This is a genomic window from Pararhizobium sp. (genome assembly GCF_035497515.1).
Classification (GTDB): Bacteria; Pseudomonadota; Alphaproteobacteria; order Rhizobiales; family Rhizobiaceae; genus Pararhizobium.
The window spans coordinates 1-22424 of sequence record NZ_DATJDJ010000193.1 but is presented as its reverse complement, the minus strand read 5'-3'; the positions used below and the strand labels follow the sequence as shown (position 1 = coordinate 22424).

Below are 22424 nucleotides of genomic sequence, written 5' to 3'. Positions count from 1 at the left end.
TCATTTCAAATCTTCCGACCGGCTATTCGAGCGTGGTGATGGTTACGAACGATGCCGAAGGAGTCGTGCTCGACGCGGTGGACGCCCGTTTCGAAGGATGGGGTTCCGAGGCCGTCCTCTATCAGGTTCTTGGGATCCCGTCGGCGTCGAGCACCCTTTTCTATAAGGATTTGGCTGCGGCGCTCGAACACGTGCAGGTTGGCGGCGACGACCTTGAGGTTCTCGACGCTTTTCTCGAAAAGGCGTCAAAGCTAGATTTTAGCGGCGACGCGCCCCTCCAGGCAGTCGTGGACGAAATCAAGAAATATCGACAGAAGCTGCAATGATCAGATTCAAAATTCCGGCCTACGACTGGGAGGTCGTCCGTCGTCTATCGCGACATCCTGACGTGAAGAAGTCGAAACTTTGGGAAAGAACGGGTGGTCCGATCGGGCGCTTTAAGGACGCCGTGACCACTTTTCTAAAGGCCGAGCAGCGGCAAAGGTGCGCCTACTGCATGTCGTATCTTTACGAAGAACTTCCAGCCAGAGATCATATCGCACCAAAGACGACCTATCCGATGTGGACGTTCAGGCCGGACAATCTCGTCCTTGCCTGTTATGCCTGCAACACCGATCGAAAGAAGGCGTACGATCCGATATCCTCCCGGCATCGCAAGTACCGGCGCTGCCGCTTCAAGATCGTCCATCCGTATTTCGACCAGCCAAAAGCGCACATCGACTATTCGATCGGTGGGCGAAGGGCAATCCTGATCGCTGGCATCACTCCAAAGGGAGAGGAGACGATAAGGCTTTTCGATCTAATGTCGCCTGCGAGGGCGAAGCAGCGCGCCGCCGACGCGTTGGTCGAAGATTTGCCCAACCGGCTGCAGCAGCATTTACAGGACCTATACATTCCGGTCGTGCGGGCGCGCGCGCCCTTGAAGCCTGCCACCACGATAGCGCCAACGCAGTCTTGACGGCGCGCGCGGTCGCCGTCGCAGACGTTCTCGTGCCGTCGGCGGCCGTTTCATGAAAAGGCGAACCGGCCGTCGAACTGGGAGCCGCCGGGATTACTCCATTCCGAGCGCGGACATGTAGGTTTGGAGGATCGATTCCTCTTCCAGCCGCTCGTTGGCGTCTTTTTTCCTCAACCGGATGATGGTCCGGATCGCCTTCGTGTCATAGCCCCGGCCTTTGGCCTCGCCCATCACGTCTTTGATGTCGTCTGCGATCGCAGCTTTTTCCTCTTCGAGACGCTCGATCCGCTCGATGAACTGGCGCAGTTCCTCGGCGGCGACGTTCACGGTACCTGTCGTTGCGACTTCATCCATCTCATATTCCTTCTCTGCTGCCGCGGGGGTTTGCACATATTGCCGACGCCAAGTATGTTGTATTTAACATATTGATTTGACATCAATAACATAGAAATTCAGGGGGTTTAGAAGCCGGTTCCCTTCGCTTCGCCGTACACATCCTTGATGTCGTCGGCGATGGTCTTCTTTTCTTCTTCCAGCCGCTCGATCCGCTCGATGAAAGAGCGAAGCTGGTCGCGGGCGACGCCATGGGCATCCGACATGGTCTTCTCCTTGTTGGGGACTGAATGGGGTGGGACTGAATTTGTGAGGGTGTGACCTGCCGTGAAGCGCGGCCAAGGTCAAGTGACATTGCGCAACTTGACGTCGATTTCGCAGCCGGTGGGGCCGGACAGGCCTATTCCTTCGGCCTGTTCACTTCGAAAGCGGCCTGCTGCTCGCCGGTCGCCTCGCGCTGGTGGAGTGCGCGCCATTCCTCATAGGGCATGCCGTAGACGATTTCGCGCGAAGCTTCCTTGTCGAGCGGCACGCCGGCCGCATTGGCCGCGTCGCGGTACCAGTTGGACAGGCAGTTGCGGCAGAAGCCGGCAAGGTTCATCAGGTCGATGTTCTGGACATCGCTACGCTCGCGCAGGTGGGCGGCCAGCCGGCGGAAGGCGGCTGCCTCGAATTCAAGCTGTTGCTGTGGCGTCAGGTCGCTCATCGTCGGTCTCTTCTCTGATGCTGTCAAAATACGTATGGTCCGGTGCGGGAGGGATAACGCCTGATCTCGTGCATTTCAGGACGGGCGTTCAATCTTTCGAGGATCGGCCCGAGGCGATCATTCCATTCGGTTACGCCGGCATCGTCACCGATCAGATCCTGCCGCACCTCGATCAGCGCGTGCGCGATGCCGGTCTCCATGCAATGGCGAAACATCGTATCACCGCGTAGCGCGCCGTCATAGGGCTCGTTGTTGCCGACGATGATGTCACCAGAGGCTTCCAGTTCCCTGATCAGCGGATGCACGGCGCGCGGGTCGCTGTCCCACAGAACGGCGGCGTGCCAGGGGCGAGCGACGCCTTTCCAGGCGGGCGTATAGGAATGCAGCGAGATGACCAGCGGCGCCTTGCCGCTTGCAGCACTGACCTCGGCGAGCGTCTGCGATACGGCACGATGATAGGGTCGGTGAAAGCGATCGAGGCGGGCCTGCCATTCTTCCGGCGTGATCGGATGGTTGCCGGGAATGATGGCGCCGTCGGAAATCTTCATGATCAACGTCGGATCGTCCTCGCCCCGGTTCGGGTCGATCAGCAGCCGCGAAAAGCAGCTCATGACGGCGGGAACGCCAAGCCGTGCCGAAAGCCCGCGTGTGAGTGCCTCGACGCCGATATCATAGGCGATGTGCCGCTCGAAAGCACTGTCCGGCAGCCCGAGGCGGCCATATTCCGGCGGCAACCTGTTGGTTGCGTGATCGGCCAAAAGCACCAGTCCTGCCGTCTTGTTGCCATTGATGATTTCGAACGCTGATGTTTGCGGCATACAGTATCAACTCGTTTTATCCTTGACGGAATTTGATGGCATGATGGGGTTGCAATCGCAAGGCACCGCTCGATTTGTCCTGTTTCGGTCAACAAAAAGCCGGATGTAATCGATTAGAGTCGCGTTGACTTTCAAAGCCTACCGTCGCAAGAAAGTGCCACGACAAATCACAATGGAGACCCATTGGAAACCGTGTCCAGATATCCTTTTTCCAGACTGAATGTGCGGAATTGGGCGCTCGGCGCCATCATCCTTGCCGGTCTGACGGTATTTTCGCCGGCTCTGGTGACCAGCGAGGCCCATGCGGAGTTTCGTGTGTGCAATGGCACGCAGAACCTCGTCGGCGTGGCCATCGGCTATAGGGCCAAGGAAGGCTGGATCACGGAGGGGTGGTGGCAGGTTCCCGCGACCACGTGCGCGACCCTGATCGAGGGCGAACTGCAATCACGCTACTATTATCTCTACGCTGAGGATGCGGCCCGCGGTGGCCGCTGGACCGGCGGGGTCAACATGTGCCTCGCTGAAAACGAGTTCAAGATCACCGGCGTGCAGGATTGTTTCGCGCGCGGTTTCCAGCGTGTGGGATTCAAGGAATACGACACGGGGCGTCAGGGAAGCTGGATGGTTCAGTTGTCCGATACCCCCGGGACTCAAGAAAGCCACAACTGATGAAGCGGAATAGAAAAGTCAAAATCCTCGCCACGCTTGGCCCGGCGTCGAACGAAGAAGAGATGATCCAGAAGCTGCATGAAGCAGGTGCTGATCTCTTCCGGATCAACATGAGCCATGCCAGCCACGACATGATGCGCACTTTGATCAAGCGCATCCGCAATGTCGAGCAGCGTTGCGGCCGTCCGATCGGCATTCTCGCCGACCTGCAGGGGCCGAAGCTGCGCGTCGGAAAATTTGCCGAGGGCAAGGTCGATCTGGTTCCCGGCCAGACCTTCACGCTCGACAGTAACGAGGCGCTCGGCGACGCCAAGCGCGTTTACCTGCCGCATCCGGAAATCCTTGAATCCGTCAAGCCGGGCCATCGCCTGTTGATCGACGATGGCAAACTGCATCTGCGTGCTGAAAAATGTGACGGCAAGTCCATCGCCTGCACCGTGGTGTCCGGCACCAAGATATCCGATCGCAAGGGCGTCAGCCTGCCCGATACGCTGCTCGGCGTCGGCGCGCTTACCGAGAAGGACCGCGCCGACCTCGACGCGGTGCTCGAGACCGAGGATGTCGACTGGGTCGCCCTGTCGTTCATCCAACGCCCGGAAGACCTGTCCGAAGTCCGCAAGATTTCGCGCGGCCGCGTCGGCCTGATGTCGAAGATCGAAAAGCCGCAGGCGATCGAACGGATCGACGAAATCATCGAGCTTTCCGACGCGCTGATGGTTGCCCGTGGCGACCTTGGCGTCGAAATGCCGCTGGAAGCCGTTCCGGGCCTGCAGAAGCAACTGATCCGTGCTGCCCGCCGTGCCGGCAAGCCGGTCGTCGTCGCAACGCAGATGCTGGAATCGATGATCTCCGCGCCGGTTCCGACCCGCGCCGAAGTCTCCGACGTCGCGACCGCCGTGTTCGAAGGCGCCGATGCGATCATGCTCTCGGCCGAATCGGCCTCCGGTGACTACCCGGTCGAATCGGTGGCTACGATGGCGTCGATTGCCAGCAAGATCGAAACCGATCCGCACTATCCGGGCATCATCTACGCCCAGCGCACGCCGCCGGAAGCGACCGGCGCCGATGCCATTTCGCTCGCGGCCCACCAGATCGCCGAAACGCTGAAGCTGTCGGCCATCGTCTGTTACACGTCGTCGGGCAATACCGGCCTGCGTACGGCGCGCGAGCGTCCGCAGGTGCCGGTCATTGCCCTGTCGCCAGTCATCCAGACGGCACGTCGTCTTTCGGTTGTCTGGGGCCTGCACTGCGTCGTTACCGGCGATGCGACCGACCTTGACGACATGGTCAACCGCGCCTGCCGCATCGTTGCGAGCGAAGGTTTTGGCAAGCCTGGCGACCGGGTGATCATCTCGGCCGGCGTGCCGCTGGGAACGCCCGGCGCTACCAACATGCTGCGCATCGCCTATATCGGTTCCGACGGCCTCAGCGGCGTCTGAGCCCGATCATACGGAAACAGAAAAAGCCGCCGGATCGCTCCGGCGGTTTTTTGCTGCAAGCACGTCAGACGCTCGAAGCCGCTACTTGACGACGACTATCCGCGCTTCGGCTTCAACGGCCAGCTTTTTCAGGTTGCGTTTCCTGCCGGCGACGCTCTCGATGGCGGAGATGGCCAGGTCGGTGACGATGTAATCCGGCTTGTGCCCGAGATTGTGGATGGTGAGCAGCGTCGATCCGGCGATGGCCTCATGCAATTGGCGGGAATGGATTTGCGGATAGACGACATTGTCGGCATCGCCGGTGATGATCACGGTCGGCGCCCTGATCTCCCGGTATCGCGGCGAGACACGCTTCACATATTCCAGCAGGTTGGCGATATCGATGGCATTGTTGCGGAAGGCGCGCGGCCGGATCGCGAGATAGGCGGCCGTTTTCTCGATATAATCGTCCGGCCGGGGATTGGGCGCGAAGACCGCCCTGGTCGCCTTGTCGATGGCGGCAAGACCGGCGGGCGGCGCCACCAGCGTCGAAAACAGCCAGCCAAGCACCGGCGTCCTGGCGACCGAGTAATACCATTCGATGCCGCCCGGCCAGGGATGGGTGGCGGGGGACAGGAACACGAGGCCCTCGACCATATCCTTGTGGTTCAGTGCGAAACTGGCGGCGATGGCACCGCCGAAGGAGTGGGAGACGATGATCGCCTTCTTGATCCCGCGCTTCTTCATCAGGGCCGCAATTGCATCTGCCTGTCCGTCCGGATAGGCGTTCTGCGGACCGCCGCGATCGGAAAAGCCGAGGCCGGGGCGATCGAGGAACAGCATGTCGGCGTGTCCCCTCCAGCTTGGTGCGAAAGGCGCCCATGGGGTCGCGCAGGTTGGCGCTGGCGCCGTGGATGAAGACGAGGGTCGGCAGGTCCGCCGTTGCCGGACGCGGCACGTAGACGCTGTTCATCCGGTAGCCGCCGACGTCGATCCGTTCGCCCTGGTTCGGATTGTTCTTTTCAAAGGCGGACGCCTGATAGGCGCTGAAGCCAAATCCTGTGGCGAGTGCTGCGAGAAAGACGGACGCGATAAACAGCATGATTTTCCTGGAGGCGAAATAGATCACTCAATCTCTCGCGCATTGCAGGCATGCGCAACCGGTCGGATGGGATGGTACCATGCTGATACGTTGGGGAGAGGGGCGTGGTTTCGCACCGTGGGCAGATTACGTGCGATTGCCGGCAAGTTTTTCCTCAAGGTCGCCAAGCTGTTCCTGCGCCTTGCGATCGGCCGGGTAGATATCGAGGAATTGTTCCCAGGCCCGCAGCGCCAGTTCGTCCTTGCCGGCGGCTGTCAGGATCGCCGCCATGCCGGCGAGTGCCCCGAAATGGCGGGGCTCGATCGCCAACACGCGGTTGATGTCGGACATGGACTTTCGATAGTTGCCCATCTGGTAGTGCAGCGTGGCGCGCTGGTTCCAGCCTTCGACATAGTGCGGGGAAAGGGCGATGACCTGATCGAGCATGTCGAGCGCCGTTGCCTGGCGGTTCGATACCATCGCCTTTGCTGCCCATTGCATCAGGAGATTGACGGAAGCGCTGCCGGAATCCTGCCATTCGATACGGATTCGCTCGGAAATCTCACGCGCCTTGTCCGGCTCCCGCTCCCGCTTCAATTCGTCAAAAAGCGTATCGAGCCGGTGTTTGGGCGTCGTCAGTTCCGATGTTGCGGAGGCCTGCGACGCATCTGCCGCATGAAGGGCAGGGCTGCCGATGAGGAAGGCTGCCAGAAGGGAGGCAAGAATCAAAGATGATGACATGAGTTTAGCCATGGCAGATAAGGTAGTCCGCCATGGCCGAAGATCAAATCAAATTTGAGACATCAATATCATGAACCGCTGCGCGCGCATTTTCTCCCAGAGAAATGGCATCACAACACGCTCAATCCATTAACGCATCTGCGGAAAGCGGGCTTTCCGGCTTGCGGATGGATCAGCCCTGACGGGCCTTGAAGCGAGGGTTCAGCTTGTTGATGATGTAGATACGACCCTTGCGGCGAACCAGACGGTTTTCGCGGTGACGGGCCTTCAGCGACTTGAGCGAATTTTTGATCTTCATTTTTCTGATCCGCAGTTTTGGCGAATCTAACTTCGCCAGTCTTTAACAATCAAAAGCGCGCTTGCAGACCGTCAAGGTCGAGCGCGCTCTTAGGGTGGCAGGCAAATAACCCGGCATCGTAAAAGTGTCAACCACAGAGAGCCGGTTTTCGCAGGGGCTTGCGGCTTTTCTGTGGGTTAAAGCCTCATTTCAGCCAGGTGACATGCCCCATCTTGCGCCCGGGACGCGCTTCCGTCTTGCCGTAAAGATGGACAAGCGTGTTGGGCTTGGCGAGCCAGGACGGCACGTCATCGATGTCGTCGCCGATCAGATTCCGCATGACGCAATCGGAGTGGCGCGCACCATCCGAAAGCGGCAGGCCGGTGATGGCGCGAATATGCTGCTCGAACTGCGAGACGGCGCAGGCGGCTTCCGTCCAATGACCGGAGTTGTGGACGCGCGGAGCGATTTCGTTGCAAACCAATTTGCCGTCGGCAAGGACGAAGAACTCGACGCCGATGACACCGACATAGCCGAGCGCCGCCAGGATGGCCGTGGCGGCGCGTCGCGCGACCTCGGTCGTCGCCTCGTTCACGGAAGCTGGCACGGTCGATGTATGGAGGATGCCCTGGCGGTGAATATTTTCCGCCGGGTCGTAGCAGGCGATCGTGCCATCATTGCCGCGCGCGGCAATGATGGACATTTCCCGTTCGAAGGGAACAAAGCTCTCCAGAATCAGGGGGACGCTTCCAAGCGCCGCGTAAGCACCGGCCGGATCGTCGGCACCGCTCTTGAAGACGCGCTGCCCCTTGCCATCATAGCCGAGGCGGCGGGTCTTCAGCACGCCTTGGCCGGAGAAGTCGGCAAGTGCCTGTTCAAGCTGTTCCTGGCTGTCGATGGCGTGAAAACGCGCAGTCTCGATGCCGCAGCCATTGAGGAACTGTTTCTCGGTGACACGGTCCTGCGAGACCTGGAGCGCCTTGGCCGGCGGACAGACAGGGCGCGTGCGGGCGAGCAGTTCTGCCGCGCCAACCGGCACGTTCTCGAATTCGTAGGTGATGACATCGCAGGCATCCGCAAGCTCTCGCAACGCGGCTTCGTCGTCGTAGGCAGCAACGATCTGGCCGTTGGCGACCTGCGCCGCCGGGCAATCGACCTGCGGCTCCAGGATGATGGTGCGGAAATTGAGGCGCGCCGCCGCCATGGCGAGCATGCGGCCGAGCTGACCGCCGCCGATGATGCCGATCGTCCTCATGCCATGTCCACCGGATATTCGGCGACGGATGCACTCTGCTGGTCGCGCCAGTCGTCGAGCCGGTCGGCAAGGTCAGGGTCGCTCAAGGCTAAAACCGCAGCGGCAAGGAGGGCCGCGTTGACAGCACCGGCACGGCCGATTGCCAGTGTTCCGACGGGAATGCCCGCGGGCATCTGCACGATCGACAGCAGGCTGTCCTGGCCGGACAGTGCCTTCGACTGGACAGGAACGCCGAATACCGGCAGCGGCGTCATCGCGGCCGTCATGCCGGGCAGGTGGGCAGCCCCGCCGGCGCCGGCGATGATGATCTTGAAGCCCTCGTCGCGAGCGCCTCTCGCAAAATTGATCAGCCGGTCCACGGTCCGGTGCGCCGAAACGATGCGCGCTTCATAAGGGATGTCGAGCGTGTCGAGCATATCGGCGGCATTCTTCATGGTTTCCCAGTCGGACTGGCTTCCCATGATGATGGCGACGGGCGGAGTGGCTGCTTTCGTCACGTCTTCGTTCCGTATTCTGGCTACTTGCATCGTTCCTCAAATCGGAAGCGATTTGAGGAACGATGCAGATTATTTAAAGTGTTACAGCGACCTTTGCGCGTCGTACCTGACGCGCGGCGCTGCAAGGCCGGATCAGGCGATGATATCGGGGATGATCTGGTCTTCGATCTTTGTGATCTTGTCCTTGATAATCAGCTTCTTCTTCTTCATCCGCTGGATGCGCAGGGCATCGCAGCCTGTCTGGATCATCGCATTGATCGCGACGTCATAATCTTCGTGCTCCTGCCTCAGTCGAGCTACGCCCAGTCTAAGTTCGGCCTGATCCTGATCTGGCATGCATGTTCCCCGTCGGCGCCGGCAGAAGTCTGTCTGCCACCCGTATCAAATCGTCGTCGCTCTAGCACGGAATTGTTGGTAACGGGAAGTTATCCCAATACCAAATCTCGTGAGCCGGATTTGCCATTGGCCACGATTTCGCCTTCGACAAATGAAAAATAGCGTGGCACACTACCTCCGTTACAACGTGGAACATCCGGCATTTGACCGCCGGGTGCAAGCAAAAGGAAGGGACTGCCACATGACCATTGAGGCTCATCTTGCAACGCTTGAGAAAAAACATGGTGTTCTGGAGCAGGAGCTCCATTCGGCTCTCACGCAGCCGTCTGTCCATGACCAACACATCGCCGACATCAAGCGTCGGAAGCTGCGCTTGAAGGACGAAATCGAGAAGATTCGCTCTTCATCTCACTGATTAGGTAAAGCAATCTCATTCATCGGGAGACTTTTGTTCCAGCGTATGAATTGACGATCGGACGAAGGAAGACAATTCCAGAATCGGCTTCAGCGTTGTTGATAGGCAGGCTCGCTTGGTGCGAACATGATGTTCGCCAGAGCCCGCAGGTGATGAGTTTCCCGGTGTCTGGCCCCCTATGGGCCACACCATTCAAGACCAGAACTGATCCAGCCACAGATTGACGCGGTCGAAGCCCGGCTTGTTGATGGCGTAAATCCGTTTCGTGCCGCTTGCCGAAACGGAGACCAGATTCGAATCCAGCAAAGCTTTCAGATGTTGCGACACGGCTGGCCGGCTGATGGGCAGGCCCTCCGCCAATTCGTTCACTGTGCGGGGAGCGCGACGCAACTCCTCCAGCAGATAGCGCCGGTTCGGGTCCGAAATCGCATCGAAGGGATCAGCGTGTGACATGGAGCAAAAGTTAGGGGAATCCAACACGATGGGCAACTGAATTGTGCGTTGCAACAATAGAATTTCGCCGCGCGATATGCAAGTGGGCCGTGCAATATTGCGCATTCTTGAGAGAGGCGATTTCCGGTAATCCGCAGCGAGCCTACTGGGCGATTGCCAATGCGACGACGCCGTCATAGCAGAGCTTCATCCCGGCCAGAAACGCCATCGTATACATGAACGGGTAAAATACCTGCGGCTGCATGCGCCGCACGACCCAGGCGCCGGCCATCGTTGCCAGCATGGCCAGCGGAAAGAGCGTCACCGATGTCGCCAGATTGCTCATGTCGAGTTGGCCGAGCGCGAAGTAGGGGATGAGCTTGACCGCGTTCAGAATGGCGAAGAAGCGCACCATCGTTCCGGTATAATCACGCGGCGGCAGTTTCAGCGGCAAAGCGTAGATCTGGAAGGGCGGGCCGCCGGAATGGGCGACGAAGCTGCCGTAGCCGGCAAAAGAGCCGAAGAAGATCGCTGGCAGGGTCCGGTGCGGCTTGGCCGGGATGACAATGCCCTGCCGCAGGCGCCAGGTGTTGTAGGCATAGCGCAGCACGAACAGAACGGTGATCAGGCCGATGATCAGCCGCAACACGTCGCGGGATACGTAGGCCGAGGTCGCCCATCCGATGCCGATGCCTGCGAGTGCGCCTGGAAGCAGGATGGTCAGCGTCTTGCGGTCGCCATTGTGGCGCCAGGTCCAGAGCGCGACGAGGTCCATGGCGATCAGGATCGGCAGCAGCAGGGCCGCCGCCTGCACCGGCGACACGACCAGTGACAGGATCGGCACGCCCATCATCGAAAGGGCTTCTCCCATGCCGCCCTTGCTGAAGCCGACGAGCAGGACTGCGGGGATGGCGATGGCATAGAACTGAATATCGGGAAGCATAGGGTACCGGTTGATCCTTTTGCCCGCAGGGTCTATCGCTTTTGCGGATCGAAATCGAGTAGGGATGGTGCGCGCGGATGCGCATTTCATCGGAAACAGAGACATTATGAGCAATCAAGACAATCGCTGCCGCCTGGTCCTCATCGTGCCGGATATCGCCGATATCGAGAGCCGCGTGCAGATTCTGAGTGGCGCGCTGCGCGGTGGAGATGTGGCGTCGGTCATCGTCCCGCAATACGGGCTGGACGACCAGGCATTCCAGAAGCATGCCGAAGCCTTGGTGCCGCTCATCCAGGACGCCGGTGCGGCTGCCCTGATCGCCGGCGACACACGCGTCGCGGGACGCGCCAAGGCGGATGGCCTGCATATCACCGGCAATGCGGCGGGACTGGCCGAAGCGGTCGAGAAATTCTCCCCGAAGCTGATCGTCGGCGGCGGCAATGCCACGGATCGCCATCACGCTTTGGAAATGGGTGAAATCCGCCCGGACTATGTCTTCTTCGGCAAGATCGACGGCGATATCAAGCCGGAAGCGCATCCGAAGAATGTGGCGCTGGCCGAATGGTGGGCCTCGATGATCGAAATTCCCTGCATCGTTATGGGTGGCACCGATCCGGGTTCGGTGCTGACGGTTGCCGACAGCGGCGCCGAATTCGTGGCGCTGCGACTGGCGGTTTTTTCGGAGCCGGAACAGGCACCGGCGATCGTTGCCAGCGTCAATGCACTTCTTGACGAAAAAGCGCCACGGTTTGAAGCTTAAGACATTTCATGTTGATCCGACCTTCTCCATTGCTGCGCCGATTTCCGCTGCTCCTGCTGTGTGCTACCGCTTTTTGCGTGGCTGCAGGCGCTTTTGCCCAGGATGCTCTGCCCGGCGTTGATGATCCCGCTGCGGTCGTCAATGACGGCGTGTCTGATGGGCTGCAGAGCGAGGCCGATGACGGAGCCGTCGCCAAGCGGGGCCGGATCACGCCCTTCAACGGTGCGGCCTTGCCTGAGGGAGAGATCCCCGCGCTGCAATCGCCCGAGGACGCGAAAGAAGCGGATGCGAAAGCCCTCGAGCCGTCGACCGGCGTGAACGTGCTGGAGCGGATGGGTGCGGCCTTGCCGGAGTTGCCGCAGGAAAAGCCGTTTGCCGGCAAGGCAGACGATGCCTATGGCGCGTTTCAACGGGGATATTACCTGACGGCGATGGAACTGGCCTTGCCGCGAGCGCAACTCGGCGATGCGGCGGCGCAGACGCTGGTTGCCGAAATCTTCTCGCAAGGGCTGGGCGTTGCCCGCAACACCAAGGATGCGGCCTTCTGGTACGGCCAGGCGGCCAATGCCGGCGATCCCGGCGCCATGTTCAAATACGCGCTGATGCTGATGGAAGGCCGTGCCGTTCCGCGCGACAAGAAGCGGTCGGAAGAGCTGATGAAGAAGGCCGCCGATCTTGGGAATTCTTCCGCCCAGTTCAACTACGGCCAGTTGCTGGTCGCCGACATGCCGGGCGAAAAGGGCCTCAAGGCCGCCTTGCCCTATTATGAAAAATCGGCCGCGCAGGGGATCGCCGACGCACAATACGCGCTGTCGCAGATCTACCTGAATGTCGACGGGATCGAGGAGAACAAGCGTGCCGAGGCGCGCAACTGGCTGACACGCGCGGCGCGTGCCGGCTTCGATACCGCCCAGCTCGATCTGGCGATCTGGATGGTGGACGGCATCGGCGGCGCGCGCAATCTGGACGAGGGCTTCAAGTGGATGCTGCGTGCGGCCAGGGGCGGCAATGTCGTTGCCCAGAACAAGCTGTCGCATCTCTATGTCAATGCCATCGGCACCCGGCCCGATCCGGTCGAGGCCGCCAAGTGGTATGTCCTGTCGCGTCGTGCGGGTTTGAAGGACCTTGCGCTCGAGGATTTCTATCTCGGTCTGACCGACGAACAGCAGAAAGCGGCCTTGAGTGCTGCGAATAAATACCGATCGTCGTAAACCCTGTTTTTGTCGCAAGACTTGAACTTTCGGGGTTTTTGTGGTCTTGAAGCGCCGGATTGACTGGCCGATGAGGCCGCGCGGAATTCTGTAGGGTCTGCTCCCCATGAAAATCAACGGCAATGAAATTCGCCCCGGTAGCGTGGTGGAACACAATGGCGGTCTCTGGGCCGCGGTGAAATGCAACACGGTCAAGCCCGGCAAGGGCGGCGCTTTCAATCAGGTCGAACTCAAGAACCTGATCGATGGCACCAAGCTGAACGAGCGCTTCCGCTCGTCGGAAACCGTCGAACTCGTCAGCCTTGAACTCAAGGACTTCCAGTTTCTTTACGAGCAGGGCGATGCGCTGGTGTTCATGGACAATGAGAGCTATGAACAACTGGAACTGCAGAAGGATTTCGTCGGCGATCGCGCCACCTTCCTGCAGGACGGCATGATGGTGACGGTGAAGCTCTATGACGAGAAGCCGATCGGCATCTCGCTGCCGGATCAGGTGGTGTTGACGATCGCGCAGGCGGATCCGGTGGTGAGGGGCCAGACGGCAGCGTCGTCCTACAAGCCGGCGATCATGGAAAATGGCATACGTGTCATGGTTCCGCCGTTCGTCGAGACCGGAGAGCGTATTCTGGTCGATACCAATGAAATTGCCTATCTCCGCCGCGCGGACTGACCCGCAGCGGCACGTCTAAAATTCTCCGGCTGTTCCCGCAGCCGGTTTTCTGTTTCGAAGGAAGCCCAGATGGCACGCTCAGCTCTTCTCAATGTCATGGTTCAGGCCGCGTTCAAGGCCGGCAAGTCCCTGGCGCGCGACTTCGGCGAAGTGCAGAACCTGCAGGTTTCGCTGAAAGGCCCCGGCGACTACGTCTCGCAGGCCGATCGCAAAGCCGAGAAACTGGTCCGCGAGGAGCTTCTGAAGGCCCGTCCGACCTATGGTTTCCTCGGCGAGGAAAGCGAAGAGATCATCGGCACCGATGGCGCGCACCGCTGGATCGTCGATCCGCTGGATGGCACCACCAACTTCCTGCACGGCATTCCGCATTTCGCCATCTCCATCGCGCTGGAGCGCCAGGGCGATGTGGTTGCTGCGGTTATCCTCAATCCGGCCACCGACGAACTTTATACGGCCGAGCGTGGCGGCGGCGCCTTCCTCAATGACCGTCGCCTGCGCGTCGCAGCCCGCAAGAGCCTTTCGGATGCCGTCATCGGCACCGGCACGCCGCATCTGGGCGCCGGCAATCATGGCACCTACCTGGTCGAACTGCGCCACGTCATGGGCGAAGTCGCCGGTGTGCGGCGCATGGGCGCGGCCTCGCTCGATCTGGCCTATGTCGCAGCCGGCCGCTTCGACGGTTTCTGGGAACGTGGCCTGATGCCGTGGGACTTGGCAGCGGGAATCCTTCTGATTCGCGAAGCCGGTGGCTGGGTCGCCGATATCGACGGCGGCAACAAGCCGATCGAGGACGGCTCCATCGTCACGGGCAACGAATATATCCGCAAGGCCCTGCACGACGTTCTGCACCGGCCAATTCCGGGCAAATAAGTTCGGAAATGATTGAAACGGCGGCTGTTGTGTGCTGTCGCCGCAGCCCGTTGTTTCCCCTTCAATTCGGCACAAAGTTCCTCTAGTCTCCGGACCAGCATCGTCGCGCCCGCACATGCGGACGGGTTGCGGCCCTGGAAAACCGGAGAAGTGAGCCTCATGGCGAAATTGGGACTGTCGGGATGGGATGCCGGCGGAGAGTTGAACGAGGGGTATAATCCCAACAAGCTGACGAGCCCGATGGTCTTCTTCTGGACCATGGTGTTCTTCCTGATCATCGTCGGCTTTGTCGGCGCGATCCTGTTCCGTCAGGCGCATGCGGCCTTCATGAGCAATCCCGGCCTGAACGGGCTTATCCTCGGCGTGTTGCTGATCGGTATCCTCCTCGTCTTCAATCATGTGCTGGGCCTGCGGCCTGAAGTGCGCTGGTTCAACTCCTTCCGCGCCGCTGGAAGCGCCGAGAAGGTCGGCCGCGACCCGGTGCTTCTGGCGCCGATGCGGGCGCTGATCGGCCAGCGCCATTCGATGGCGATCTCTACCACCGCGCTCCGTTCCATTCTCGATTCGATCGCCACGCGCCTCGACGAATCGCGCGATACATCACGCTATCTGATCGGCCTCCTGGTCTTCCTCGGCCTTCTCGGCACATTCTGGGGCCTGCTCGGCACGATCGGATCGATCAATACCGTGATCCAGTCGCTCGATGCCGGGACGGGAAGCACGCAGGATGTTCTTTCGGCTTTGAAGACCGGCCTCTCCGCGCCGCTGACCGGCATGGGCACGGCCTTCTCCACATCGCTCTTTGGCCTTTCCGGCTCGCTGATCCTCGGCTTTCTCGACCTGCAGGCCGGCCGCGCGCAGAACCGCTTCTATACCGAACTGGAAAACTGGCTGTCATCTGTCACGGATGTCAGCTCCGACCTGGCGGTAACCTCCGCCACGCCCGGTGCCGGCCCCATCGACGAGCTCCGCCTGCTGACGGAACAGCTGTCGCGGCTCAATCAGGATGGCGGCATGAGCCAGCGCACGACTGCGGCGATGGCGAGCCTGGCCGAAGGCATCCAGGGTCTGGTGAAGAACATGCGCGGCGAGCAGCAGATGTTGCGCGACTGGATCGAGGCGCAGCAGGAAGAGGCAAAATCGATGCGCAAGACGCTTGACAAGCTCTCTGCCCGCATCGGCCATGCCGACAAGGTACCCGCGCACCCGGATCGTTCGCCGCCAAAACTCGGCCGCTTCGAAGACGCCGGGGGGGAATGACCGATGGCACTTGCGCGCAAGGGCCGCAGCCAGAGGACGGTCGATTACTGGCCAGGCTTCGTCGATGCGCTGTCGACGTTGCTTCTGTCCATCATGTTCCTGCTCTGCGTTTTCGTGCTGGCGCAGTTCCTTCTCAGCCGTGAAATCAGCGGCAAGGACGATGTGCTGAACCGGTTGAACAACCAGATCAACGAATTGACGCAGCTTCTGGCGCTGGAAAAAGGCGGCAAGCAGGATCTCGAGGATTCGCTGGCGAACCTGCAGGCATCGCTGGCGACGTCCGAAGATGAACGTTCGCGCCTGCAGGCGCTGCTTCAGCAGGGCGCCAGCAGTTCGGACAGCGCCAACCAGCAGATCGGTGATCTGTCGGGAAAGCTGGATGCGGAACAGCAGGCCAGTGCCCGCGCGATGAGCCAGATCGATCTGCTGAACCAGCAGATTGCCGCCCTGCGCAGCCAGATTGCCGCCATCGAAGGGGCGCTTCAGGCTTCGGAAGCCAAGGACCAGGCATCGCAGACGAAGATTTCCGATCTCGGGCGTCGTCTCAACGTCGCGCTGGCGCAGCGCGTGCAGGAACTGAACCGCTACCGCTCCGACTTCTTCGGCCGGCTGCGCGAAATCCTCTCCGACCGCGAGAATATCCGCATCGTTGGCGATCGCTTCGTCTTCCAGTCGGAAGTCCTGTTTCCCTCCGGTGGAAACGAGCTGAACCCGGCCGGCCAGGAGGAAATGGCGAAACTCGCCGCTGCTCTTCTTGACCTTGCCAAGGAAATTCCAGCCGAGATCAACTGGGTTCTGCGCGTCGATGGTCATACCGACAATGTGCCACTGTCCGGCACCGGTCGTTATGCCGATAACTGGGAGCTTTCGTCGGCCCGCTCCACCTCGGTGGTCAAGTTCCTGATCTCCAGGGGTGTTCCGGCGGATCGTCTGGTTGCTGCCGGTTTCGGTGAATATCAGCCGATCGCGGAAGGCGACAGTCCGGAGGCCCGTTCGCAGAACCGCCGCATCGAGTTGAAGCTGACGGAAAAATAACAGTCTCTCCTTGCATTTGGATGGATCAACCGAATTCGGCTGACTTCGCCGTTGCCCTGACCTTTACGTGTTCGTAAGCTGGTGCCGGGAAATGGCGGTGGAGGAATGCGATGGATTGCGATGTGCTGGTGATCGGAGCGGGCCTTGCCGGTCTCGTTGCGGCGGTGGAGGCCGCCGACCGGGGACTGCGGGTCATCGTTCTCGATCAGGAGGGCGAGCAGAATCTCGGCGGGCAGGCCTTCTGGTCGCTTGGCGGGCTGTTTTTCGTCGATAGTCCCGAACAGCGGCGCATGCGCATCCGTGACACGCTCGATCTCGCGCGCCAGGACTGGATGGGGTCGGCGCAGTTCGATCGGCCCGAGGATTTCTGGCCGCGCCGCTGGGCGGAGGTCTATCTCGATTTTGCCGCAGGAGAAAAGCGCAGCTGGCTGCACGCCCAGGGCATGCGCTGGTTTCCGATCGTTGGCTGGGCGGAGCGCGGCGGTGGTCTCGCCGATGGCCACGGCAATTCGGTGCCACGCTTTCACGTCACCTGGGGAACCGGGCCGGGTGTTCTGGCGCCGTTCATCGCAAGGGCACGGGCGGCGGAGGCGAAGGGGCGTATTCGGTTTCGCTTTCGCCACCAGGTCGATGAACTGATGGTCAGCAATGGCGCGGTGACCGGTGCGCGGGGATCCGTGCTGAAAAATGATGGTGTCCCGCGCGGCCAGCGCAGTTCGCGCGAAGCCGTCGACGAGTTTTGGTTCGAGGCCGGAGCCGTGGTCGTCTCATCGGGCGGCATCGGCGGCAACCATGAGCTGGTGCGCCGGCAATGGCCGGTCGGTCGCCTTGGACCTGTGCCGGGTCGTATGGTGAGTGGCGTGCCGCATCATGTCGATGGGCGGATGATCGAGATCGCCGAGCATGCGCGTGGCTCGGTGATCAACAAGGACCGGATGTGGCATTACACGGAAGGCCTGAAGAATTTTGATCCGATCTGGCCAAACCACGGCATCCGCATCCTGCCGGGACCGTCTTCCTTCTGGTGCGACGCCAACGGCAACCGGTTTGCAGCTCCGGCCATGCCGGGATTCGATACGCTGGGAACACTGGAGGCGATCGGCCGCAGCGGCGCGGATTACAGCTGGTTCATCCTGACCAAGGCAATCATCAAGAAGGAATTTGCACTTTCGGGCTCGGAGCAAAATCCCGACCTGACCGGCAAGGACATCCCGCTGCTGCTCAAGCGGTTGGGCAGGAATCCGCCGGGACCGGTGCAGGCCTTCATGGACAAGGGCGAAGATTTCGTCGTTCGTGACCGGCTGGAGGATCTGGTCGAGGGCATGAACGCGCTGACGGGCGAGGGGCGTCTATCGGTCGACCATCTGCGGAGCAAGATCGAGGCGCGGGATCGCGAAATCGGCAATCCGTTCTCCAAGGACGCGCAGGTTACCGCCATTCGCGGCGCCCGCAATTATCTCGGCGACCGGCTGATGCGGACCGCAAAGCCGCACCGTCTGTTGGACCCGAAAGCGGGGCCGCTGATCGCCGTGCGCCTCAATATCCTCACCCGCAAGACCCTCGGTGGCCTGCAGACGGATCTCGACGGTCGCGTGCTGGAACTGTCGGGCGAGCCGGTGCCGGGCCTCTATGCTGCCGGAGAGGTCGCAGGCTTTGGCGGTGGCGGCATGCACGGCTACAATGCGCTGGAAGGCAGCTTCCTCGGGGGCTGTATTTTTTCCGGCCGTGTTGTTGGGCGCAGGGTTGGGGCGTAGGGGGGCGGCTTCTGATATGTGCCTCAAACTCTTCACGGTTTATTCGTAAGAAATAGCGGCAGTTCCCTCTTCTCTCCGCCGGGGAGAAGAGGGAGCAAGCCGGCTCCCGTCAGTTGTTGACCAATGTTGCGGAGAGCCCTGCGATCAATCCAGCTGGACCTTGGCGTCCTTGACGACCGGCGCCCATTTGGCGAGTTCGGCGGTCACATGCGCGCCGAGTTCTTCCGGGGAGGAGGCGACGATGGTGGCGCTGAATTCCTTCATCTTTTCAGCAACGGCCGGATCGGCGAGCGCCTTCCTGGCGGACGCGTTCAGCCTGTCGATTGCCTCCTTCGGCGTTCCCGCCGGTGCAAAAAGCGCGTTCCAGGTGTAGGTTTCGTAACCCGGAATGGTCTCGGTGATCGTCGGGATATCCAGGAAGGACGGCGCACGTTCCTTCGTGGTCACGGCCAGTGCCCTGAGCGTGCCGGACTTGATATGCCCGGAGGAAGAGGGAAGGTTGTCGAACATGATCGGCACCTGGTTGCCGATGACGTCGTTCAGTGCCGGGCCGGACCCCTTGTAGGGGATATGCTGCATACTGACACCGGCCATGCTCTTGAACAGTTCGCCGGAGAGATGCAGCGGCGTGCCGTTGCCCGATGAGGCATAGGAATATTGATCCGGGGCGCCTTTCAGCAGCGCGATCAGTTCAGCGATGTTCTTGACCGGTAGTTCGGGATTGACGACGAGCACATTCGGCACGACGACGAGAAGCGAGACCGGCGCAAAATCTTTTTCCGGATCGTAAGGCTTGGCCTTGAGGATCAGCGGGTTGAGCGCATGTGTCGCGACCGTTCCCATCAGGATCGTGTAGCCATCGGGTTCGGCGCGCGCGACGCGGTCTGCGCCAAGATTGCCGCCAGCGCCGGCGACATTTTCCACCACGACCTGCTGACCGAGATCCTCGGACATCTTCTGCCCGATGATACGCGCAACCACATCCGTCGAACCGCCGGCGGCAAAGGGGACCACCAAGGTTACCGGCCGATCCGGAAATCCTTCAGCCTGCGCCGCCCCGCCCAAAACGAGCGCGGAGGCAGCCGCCACCGCAAGCCCAAGTGCGGTCCGCCGCTTGAAAACAGACAATACCATTCCACTCTCCTCCCAAAGATCTGCTGTCGGAAAACGGCGTGAAGACCATTTCCGCGATGAACAATAGTGCGGCTTGCCCAGACGGCAACCGGGGGAGGGAGATTAACCGTTAAACTGATGTTTGAGGATCAGCCGAGCGAGACGATGTTGCTGTCCTCGCGGGTGTCGTGATCGAACTGCAGGCGGGCGAGCTTGGCGTAAAGGCCGCCCTGGCGGACGAGCGAGGCATGCGTGCCTTCCTCGACGATTTTCCCCTGATCCAAGACCAGGATGCGATCTGCCTTCAGCACCGTCGCCAGCCGATGGGCGATGACCAGCGTTGTACGCTCCTTCATCAGGCCGTCCAGAGCCTTCTGGACCAGCGTCTCGCTTTCGGCGTCGAGCGCCGATGTCGCCTCGTCGAGCAGCAGGACCGGGGCATTTTTCAGGATGGCGCGGGCAATTGCGATGCGCTGTCGCTGGCCGCCCGACAGGGTGATGCCGCGCTCGCCGACCTGGCTGTCATAGCCGTGGTCCAGCTTCGCAATGAATTCGTCAGCCTGTGCGGCGATCGCCGCTGCCTTCACCATGTCGCGGGAGGCGGCGGGCAGGCCGAAGGCGATGTTGTCATGGATCGATGCCGCAAAGATCGTCACATCCTGCGGGACGATGGCGATGCGGCGGCGCAGGGCTTCGGGATCGACACTGCGGATATCGACGCCATCGAGCGAGACTGCGCCCTTGACCGGATCGTAGAAGCGCAGGAGAAGCGAAAAGACCGTGCTCTTGCCGGCGCCGGACGGCCCAACGACGGCAACGGTTTCTCCCGGCTTGACGACGAAGCTTAGACCCTTGACGCTCTTGTAATCCGGGCGGGAGGGATAGGCGAAATGCACGTCGCTGAAGGTGACCGCACCGGTTGCCGGTTCGGGCATGGGAACAGGATCAAGCGGTGCGGCGATCTCCGGCTGCTCGTCGAGCAGTTCGTTCAGGCGTTCGGCGGCGCCCGCTGCCTGTGCGAGTTCGCCCCAGACTTCCGAGAGCGCACCAAGACTGCCGGCTGCAAAGACCGAGTAGAGCAGGAACTGGCCGAGCGTGCCGGCCGACAGCGTACCCGACAGGACGTCCTGCGCACCGAACCAGAGAACCGCAACGACGCTGCCGAAGATCATGGTAATGGCAAAGGCGGTCAGGACAGAGCGGGCCCTGATGGCGGCGCGGGCCGCATCATAGGCGCTCTCGACGGCGCTGCCATAGCGGGCCTGTGCAGCCCCCTCGCCATTGAAGGCCTGGACGGTGCGCGAGGCTGCGATTGCCTCGCCAGCATAGGCGGAGGCCATTGCCAGCGTATCCTGCGCCTCGCGCGAGCGGCGGCGCACGGAACGCCCAAAACCAACCAGCGGGAAGACGATGACCGGAATGGCGGCAATGACGAGGCTCGACAGCTTCGGGCTCGTATAGACCATCATGCCGATGGCACCGAGACAAAGGATCGTGTTGCGGAGCGCGACCGAGGCGGTCGCGCCGACGGCGGACTTGATCTGGGTCGTGTCCGCAGTCAGTCGCGAGACGATCTCGCCGGACTGGTTGACATCGAAGAAGGACGGGGAGAGCCGGGTGACGTGATCGAAGACGTCGCGGCGCAGGTCCGAGACGATCCGCTCGCCGAGCGTGATGACGAAATAGTAGCGGGCGGCGCTGGCAAGCGCCAGGATGATCGCCAGGATCATCAGCATCGAGAAATAGGTGTTGATGAAGCCGGAATCGGAGGTCGAGAAGCCATGGTCGATCATGCGCCGCACGGCCATCGGCAGCGTCAACGTCGTCACGGCGGCAGCGACAAGCGATATGCCGGCGCCGATGACGAGATTGCGGTAGCGCCGGATATACGGCAGCAGTTTGGCCAGGGGGCGGACGGACTTTCTTGCCCCCTGTTGAACGACCTCATTCGACACATGACCTCCAGTGCCGAAGAAGCCCGCGAATCTCGCATAAGTCTTCTCCGGCGGTACTTGTTATCCCACCAACCATCATGTATAGGCACGGCATCAAATTGGGAAGCCGTGGTCCCTCAAGTGGTCTGCGGCTTCATTTACGTGTTCGGTCCCCCTGCCGCAATGGCTTGCGACAATTGGACCCTGGAACTTGCAGGAAGATTGTTATGAAGGCTGATATCCATCCCGATTACCACATGATCAAAGTCGTCATGACCGACGGCACGGCATACGAGACCCGTTCGACCTGGGGTACCGAAGGCCAGACCATGAACCTCGAAATCGACCCGACGTCGCACCCGGCATGGACCGGCGGCAACCAGCAGATGCTGGACCGCGGTGGCCGTGTTTCCAAGTTCAAGAAGCGCTTCGAAGGCCTCGGTCTCTAAGCTTCTGCTGCTTGTCTTCGATTTTCGGAAAGCCCGGTTTCCCCGGGCTTTTTGCATTGGCGTCTGCAAATTCTCGTGAAGCGCTACCGAACGCCTCCTTGTAGGCGGGGGCGTTGAGAGATGCTTGCGAAAATGATCGCGAAGGGCCACGGTCTCGACGGAGGCGGGCGAGATTTCCAGAAGATTGCGGGCGCGAGACAGCCGCTCTGCCAGCAGCCAGCGGCCGGCCTCAGGCCTGCGGCTTCGAAGCGCCGAAGGAAGGCGTGCTCATGCCCGCCCGCCTGCGCCGTCAAGGCTTCGACGCCTTTACAGGCAGCACGCGGTTACCCATCGAATAGGCGGTCACGCCTGGGACTAGATCGATCCGGCCTCGCCTTCATTCGAGAAGATGCCATCGGCATAAAAAAACCGGCCATAGGCCGGTTTTCGCATCAGTCTGTATCGCAGCGATCAGTTGGTGCCGAACGCCGTCTGCAGCAGGTTGAGCTG

At 61.0% G+C, this 22424-nt stretch carries 25 protein-coding genes and 2 pseudogenes; 13 read left to right on the top strand and 14 right to left on the bottom strand.

Annotated features, from left to right (window positions below; all coding sequences use genetic code 11):
- Together VL202_RS20635 and VL202_RS20630 are read left to right on the top strand one after the other, a co-directional pair.
- The coding region (locus tag VL202_RS20635) for a hypothetical protein (protein WP_325465944.1) at positions 1 to 326 on the top strand (326 nt) is incomplete at its 5' end.
- Positions 323 to 958: a hypothetical protein gene (locus VL202_RS20630; protein WP_325465943.1), complete on the top strand. Its 636-nt coding sequence runs from the start codon at positions 323 to 325 to the stop codon at positions 956 to 958. The genes VL202_RS20635 and VL202_RS20630, both read left to right, overlap by 4 nt.
- A 93-nt stretch (positions 959 to 1051) precedes the next feature.
- Here VL202_RS20630 and VL202_RS20625 read toward each other — a convergent pair whose 3' ends face one another.
- The 4 genes and pseudogenes from VL202_RS20625 to VL202_RS20610 form a co-directional block, all read right to left on the bottom strand.
- The gene (locus tag VL202_RS20625) at positions 1052 to 1312 is read right to left on the bottom strand and encodes a DUF2312 domain-containing protein (RefSeq protein WP_325465942.1); all 261 of its coding nucleotides are present in this window, start codon (positions 1310 to 1312) and stop codon (positions 1052 to 1054) included.
- Between the two features lie 110 nt (positions 1313 to 1422).
- A pseudogene (locus VL202_RS20620) lies at positions 1423 to 1557 on the bottom strand (GapR family DNA-binding domain-containing protein); the annotation flags it as partial.
- A 134-nt stretch (positions 1558 to 1691) separates the two neighbouring features.
- Positions 1692 to 1997: a DUF1244 domain-containing protein gene (locus VL202_RS20615; RefSeq protein WP_325465941.1), complete on the bottom strand. Its 306-nt coding sequence runs from the start codon at positions 1995 to 1997 to the stop codon at positions 1692 to 1694.
- A 23-nt stretch (positions 1998 to 2020) separates the two neighbouring features.
- On the bottom strand, positions 2021 to 2815 hold the full coding sequence (locus VL202_RS20610; protein WP_325465940.1) for an N-formylglutamate amidohydrolase: 795 nt from the start codon (positions 2813 to 2815) through the stop codon (positions 2021 to 2023).
- Positions 2816 to 3112: 297 nt separating this feature from the next.
- Here VL202_RS20610 and VL202_RS20605 point away from each other — a divergent pair.
- A pseudogene (locus tag VL202_RS20605) lies at positions 3113 to 3484 on the top strand (DUF1036 domain-containing protein); the annotation flags it as partial.
- Positions 3484 to 4923: a pyruvate kinase gene (pyk, locus tag VL202_RS20600; RefSeq protein WP_325465939.1), complete on the top strand. Its 1440-nt coding sequence runs from the start codon at positions 3484 to 3486 to the stop codon at positions 4921 to 4923. The pseudogene VL202_RS20605 and the gene pyk, both read left to right, overlap by 1 nt.
- A gap of 81 nt (positions 4924 to 5004) precedes the next feature.
- On the opposite strand, the gene VL202_RS20595 is transcribed toward pyk, so the two are convergent.
- From VL202_RS20595 to VL202_RS20570, 6 genes are all read right to left on the bottom strand, one after another.
- The gene (locus VL202_RS20595; RefSeq protein WP_414692912.1) at positions 5005 to 5745 is read right to left on the bottom strand and encodes an alpha/beta fold hydrolase; all 741 of its coding nucleotides are present in this window, start codon (positions 5743 to 5745) and stop codon (positions 5005 to 5007) included.
- Positions 5746 to 6130: 385 nt separating this feature from the next.
- The gene (locus tag VL202_RS20590) at positions 6131 to 6736 is read right to left on the bottom strand and encodes a hypothetical protein (protein ID WP_414692911.1); all 606 of its coding nucleotides are present in this window, start codon (positions 6734 to 6736) and stop codon (positions 6131 to 6133) included.
- Positions 6737 to 6896: 160 nt separating this feature from the next.
- Positions 6897 to 7022 (bottom strand): type B 50S ribosomal protein L36, encoded by a 126-nt coding sequence (gene ykgO, locus VL202_RS20585; RefSeq protein ID WP_018327898.1) that lies wholly within the window; start codon positions 7020 to 7022, stop codon positions 6897 to 6899.
- 184 nt (positions 7023 to 7206) lie between these two features.
- The gene (locus VL202_RS20580; protein WP_325465937.1) at positions 7207 to 8256 is read right to left on the bottom strand and encodes a 5-(carboxyamino)imidazole ribonucleotide synthase; all 1050 of its coding nucleotides are present in this window, start codon (positions 8254 to 8256) and stop codon (positions 7207 to 7209) included.
- Positions 8253 to 8783, bottom strand: a complete 531-nt coding sequence (gene purE / locus VL202_RS20575; RefSeq protein ID WP_325465936.1) for a 5-(carboxyamino)imidazole ribonucleotide mutase — start codon at positions 8781 to 8783, stop codon at positions 8253 to 8255. Before purE ends, VL202_RS20580 begins: the two co-directional genes overlap by 4 nt.
- Before the next feature lie 102 nt (positions 8784 to 8885).
- Positions 8886 to 9089, bottom strand: coding sequence for a YdcH family protein (locus tag VL202_RS20570; protein ID WP_062584015.1), 204 nt, complete (start codon positions 9087 to 9089; stop codon positions 8886 to 8888).
- Between the two features lie 241 nt (positions 9090 to 9330).
- On the opposite strand from VL202_RS20570, the gene VL202_RS20565 reads away from it, so the two are divergent.
- A complete protein-coding gene (locus tag VL202_RS20565; protein WP_325465945.1) occupies positions 9331 to 9504 on the top strand; it encodes a YdcH family protein in 174 nt (57 codons plus the stop codon).
- A 192-nt stretch (positions 9505 to 9696) separates the two neighbouring features.
- On the opposite strand, the gene VL202_RS20560 is transcribed toward VL202_RS20565, so the two are convergent.
- Both VL202_RS20560 and VL202_RS20555 read right to left on the bottom strand, forming a co-directional pair.
- Complete coding sequence (locus VL202_RS20560; RefSeq protein ID WP_037099983.1) at positions 9697 to 9957, bottom strand: ArsR/SmtB family transcription factor; 261 nt, start codon at positions 9955 to 9957, stop codon at positions 9697 to 9699.
- Between the two features lie 142 nt (positions 9958 to 10099).
- Complete coding sequence (locus tag VL202_RS20555) at positions 10100 to 10879, bottom strand: sulfite exporter TauE/SafE family protein (RefSeq protein WP_325465935.1); 780 nt, start codon at positions 10877 to 10879, stop codon at positions 10100 to 10102.
- Positions 10880 to 10985: 106 nt separating this feature from the next.
- On the opposite strand from VL202_RS20555, the gene VL202_RS20550 reads away from it, so the two are divergent.
- From VL202_RS20550 to VL202_RS20520, 7 genes are all read left to right on the top strand, one after another.
- Positions 10986 to 11639, top strand: coding sequence for a thiamine phosphate synthase (locus VL202_RS20550; protein ID WP_325465934.1), 654 nt, complete (start codon positions 10986 to 10988; stop codon positions 11637 to 11639).
- Positions 11640 to 11647: 8 nt separating this feature from the next.
- Positions 11648 to 12850 carry a tetratricopeptide repeat protein gene (locus VL202_RS20545; protein ID WP_414692910.1) on the top strand — a complete coding sequence of 401 codons (1203 nt, stop codon included), beginning with the start codon at positions 11648 to 11650 and terminating at the stop codon, positions 12848 to 12850.
- Positions 12851 to 12956: 106 nt separating this feature from the next.
- Positions 12957 to 13520 (top strand): elongation factor P, encoded by a 564-nt coding sequence (gene efp, locus VL202_RS20540; protein WP_325465932.1) that lies wholly within the window; start codon positions 12957 to 12959, stop codon positions 13518 to 13520.
- A gap of 69 nt (positions 13521 to 13589) precedes the next feature.
- Complete coding sequence (locus VL202_RS20535) at positions 13590 to 14390, top strand: inositol monophosphatase family protein (protein ID WP_325465931.1); 801 nt, start codon at positions 13590 to 13592, stop codon at positions 14388 to 14390.
- Between the two features lie 159 nt (positions 14391 to 14549).
- Positions 14550 to 15650 (top strand): MotA/TolQ/ExbB proton channel family protein, encoded by a 1101-nt coding sequence (locus VL202_RS20530; protein ID WP_325465930.1) that lies wholly within the window; start codon positions 14550 to 14552, stop codon positions 15648 to 15650.
- Between the two features lie 3 nt (positions 15651 to 15653).
- Complete coding sequence (locus tag VL202_RS20525; RefSeq protein ID WP_325465929.1) at positions 15654 to 16685, top strand: peptidoglycan -binding protein; 1032 nt, start codon at positions 15654 to 15656, stop codon at positions 16683 to 16685.
- Between the two features lie 110 nt (positions 16686 to 16795).
- The gene (locus VL202_RS20520; protein ID WP_325465928.1) at positions 16796 to 18439 is read left to right on the top strand and encodes an FAD-binding dehydrogenase; all 1644 of its coding nucleotides are present in this window, start codon (positions 16796 to 16798) and stop codon (positions 18437 to 18439) included.
- Positions 18440 to 18583: 144 nt separating this feature from the next.
- Here the strand turns inward: VL202_RS20520 and VL202_RS20515 are convergent, their stop codons facing one another.
- Both VL202_RS20515 and VL202_RS20510 read right to left on the bottom strand, forming a co-directional pair.
- Positions 18584 to 19573 carry a tripartite tricarboxylate transporter substrate binding protein gene (locus VL202_RS20515; protein WP_325465927.1) on the bottom strand — a complete coding sequence of 330 codons (990 nt, stop codon included), beginning with the start codon at positions 19571 to 19573 and terminating at the stop codon, positions 18584 to 18586.
- A gap of 128 nt (positions 19574 to 19701) precedes the next feature.
- Positions 19702 to 21507, bottom strand: coding sequence for an ABC transporter transmembrane domain-containing protein (locus VL202_RS20510; RefSeq protein WP_325465926.1), 1806 nt, complete (start codon positions 21505 to 21507; stop codon positions 19702 to 19704).
- Positions 21508 to 21713: 206 nt separating this feature from the next.
- On the opposite strand from VL202_RS20510, the gene rpmE reads away from it, so the two are divergent.
- Positions 21714 to 21935: a 50S ribosomal protein L31 gene (gene rpmE, locus VL202_RS20505; RefSeq protein ID WP_325465925.1), complete on the top strand. Its 222-nt coding sequence runs from the start codon at positions 21714 to 21716 to the stop codon at positions 21933 to 21935.
- Positions 21936 to 22424: the final 489 nt, after the last annotated feature.

Excerpts from the sequence above, each read along its gene's own strand:
- VL202_RS20590 (WP_414692911.1), bottom strand. The coding sequence starts at position 6,736 with ATGGCTAAACTCATGTCATCATCTTTGATTCTTGCCTCCCTTCTGGCA.
- VL202_RS20525 (WP_325465929.1), top strand. The coding sequence starts at position 15,654 with ATGGCACTTGCGCGCAAGGGCCGCAGCCAGAGGACGGTCGATTACTGG.
- VL202_RS20560 (WP_037099983.1), bottom strand. The coding sequence starts at position 9,957 with ATGTCACACGCTGATCCCTTCGATGCGATTTCGGACCCGAACCGGCGC.
- ykgO (WP_018327898.1), bottom strand. The coding sequence starts at position 7,022 with ATGAAGATCAAAAATTCGCTCAAGTCGCTGAAGGCCCGTCACCGCGAA.
- VL202_RS20570 (WP_062584015.1), bottom strand. The coding sequence starts at position 9,089 with ATGCCAGATCAGGATCAGGCCGAACTTAGACTGGGCGTAGCTCGACTG.
- VL202_RS20615 (WP_325465941.1), bottom strand. The coding sequence starts at position 1,997 with ATGAGCGACCTGACGCCACAGCAACAGCTTGAATTCGAGGCAGCCGCC.
- VL202_RS20565 (WP_325465945.1), top strand. The coding sequence starts at position 9,331 with ATGACCATTGAGGCTCATCTTGCAACGCTTGAGAAAAAACATGGTGTT.
- VL202_RS20625 (WP_325465942.1), bottom strand. The coding sequence starts at position 1,312 with ATGGATGAAGTCGCAACGACAGGTACCGTGAACGTCGCCGCCGAGGAA.
- VL202_RS20580 (WP_325465937.1), bottom strand. The coding sequence starts at position 8,256 with ATGAGGACGATCGGCATCATCGGCGGCGGTCAGCTCGGCCGCATGCTC.
- VL202_RS20515 (WP_325465927.1), bottom strand. The coding sequence starts at position 19,573 with ATGGTATTGTCTGTTTTCAAGCGGCGGACCGCACTTGGGCTTGCGGTG.
- VL202_RS20595 (WP_414692912.1), bottom strand. The coding sequence starts at position 5,745 with ATGCTGTTCCTCGATCGCCCCGGCCTCGGCTTTTCCGATCGCGGCGGT.
- efp (WP_325465932.1), top strand. The coding sequence starts at position 12,957 with ATGAAAATCAACGGCAATGAAATTCGCCCCGGTAGCGTGGTGGAACAC.
- purE (WP_325465936.1), bottom strand. The coding sequence starts at position 8,783 with ATGCAAGTAGCCAGAATACGGAACGAAGACGTGACGAAAGCAGCCACT.
- VL202_RS20535 (WP_325465931.1), top strand. The coding sequence starts at position 13,590 with ATGGCACGCTCAGCTCTTCTCAATGTCATGGTTCAGGCCGCGTTCAAG.
- VL202_RS20530 (WP_325465930.1), top strand. The coding sequence starts at position 14,550 with ATGGCGAAATTGGGACTGTCGGGATGGGATGCCGGCGGAGAGTTGAAC.
- rpmE (WP_325465925.1), top strand. The coding sequence starts at position 21,714 with ATGAAGGCTGATATCCATCCCGATTACCACATGATCAAAGTCGTCATG.
- VL202_RS20630 (WP_325465943.1), top strand. The coding sequence starts at position 323 with ATGATCAGATTCAAAATTCCGGCCTACGACTGGGAGGTCGTCCGTCGT.
- VL202_RS20545 (WP_414692910.1), top strand. The coding sequence starts at position 11,648 with ATGTTGATCCGACCTTCTCCATTGCTGCGCCGATTTCCGCTGCTCCTG.
- VL202_RS20610 (WP_325465940.1), bottom strand. The coding sequence starts at position 2,815 with ATGCCGCAAACATCAGCGTTCGAAATCATCAATGGCAACAAGACGGCA.
- VL202_RS20550 (WP_325465934.1), top strand. The coding sequence starts at position 10,986 with ATGAGCAATCAAGACAATCGCTGCCGCCTGGTCCTCATCGTGCCGGAT.
- VL202_RS20555 (WP_325465935.1), bottom strand. The coding sequence starts at position 10,879 with ATGCTTCCCGATATTCAGTTCTATGCCATCGCCATCCCCGCAGTCCTG.
- pyk (WP_325465939.1), top strand. The coding sequence starts at position 3,484 with ATGAAGCGGAATAGAAAAGTCAAAATCCTCGCCACGCTTGGCCCGGCG.
- VL202_RS20520 (WP_325465928.1), top strand. The coding sequence starts at position 16,796 with ATGGATTGCGATGTGCTGGTGATCGGAGCGGGCCTTGCCGGTCTCGTT.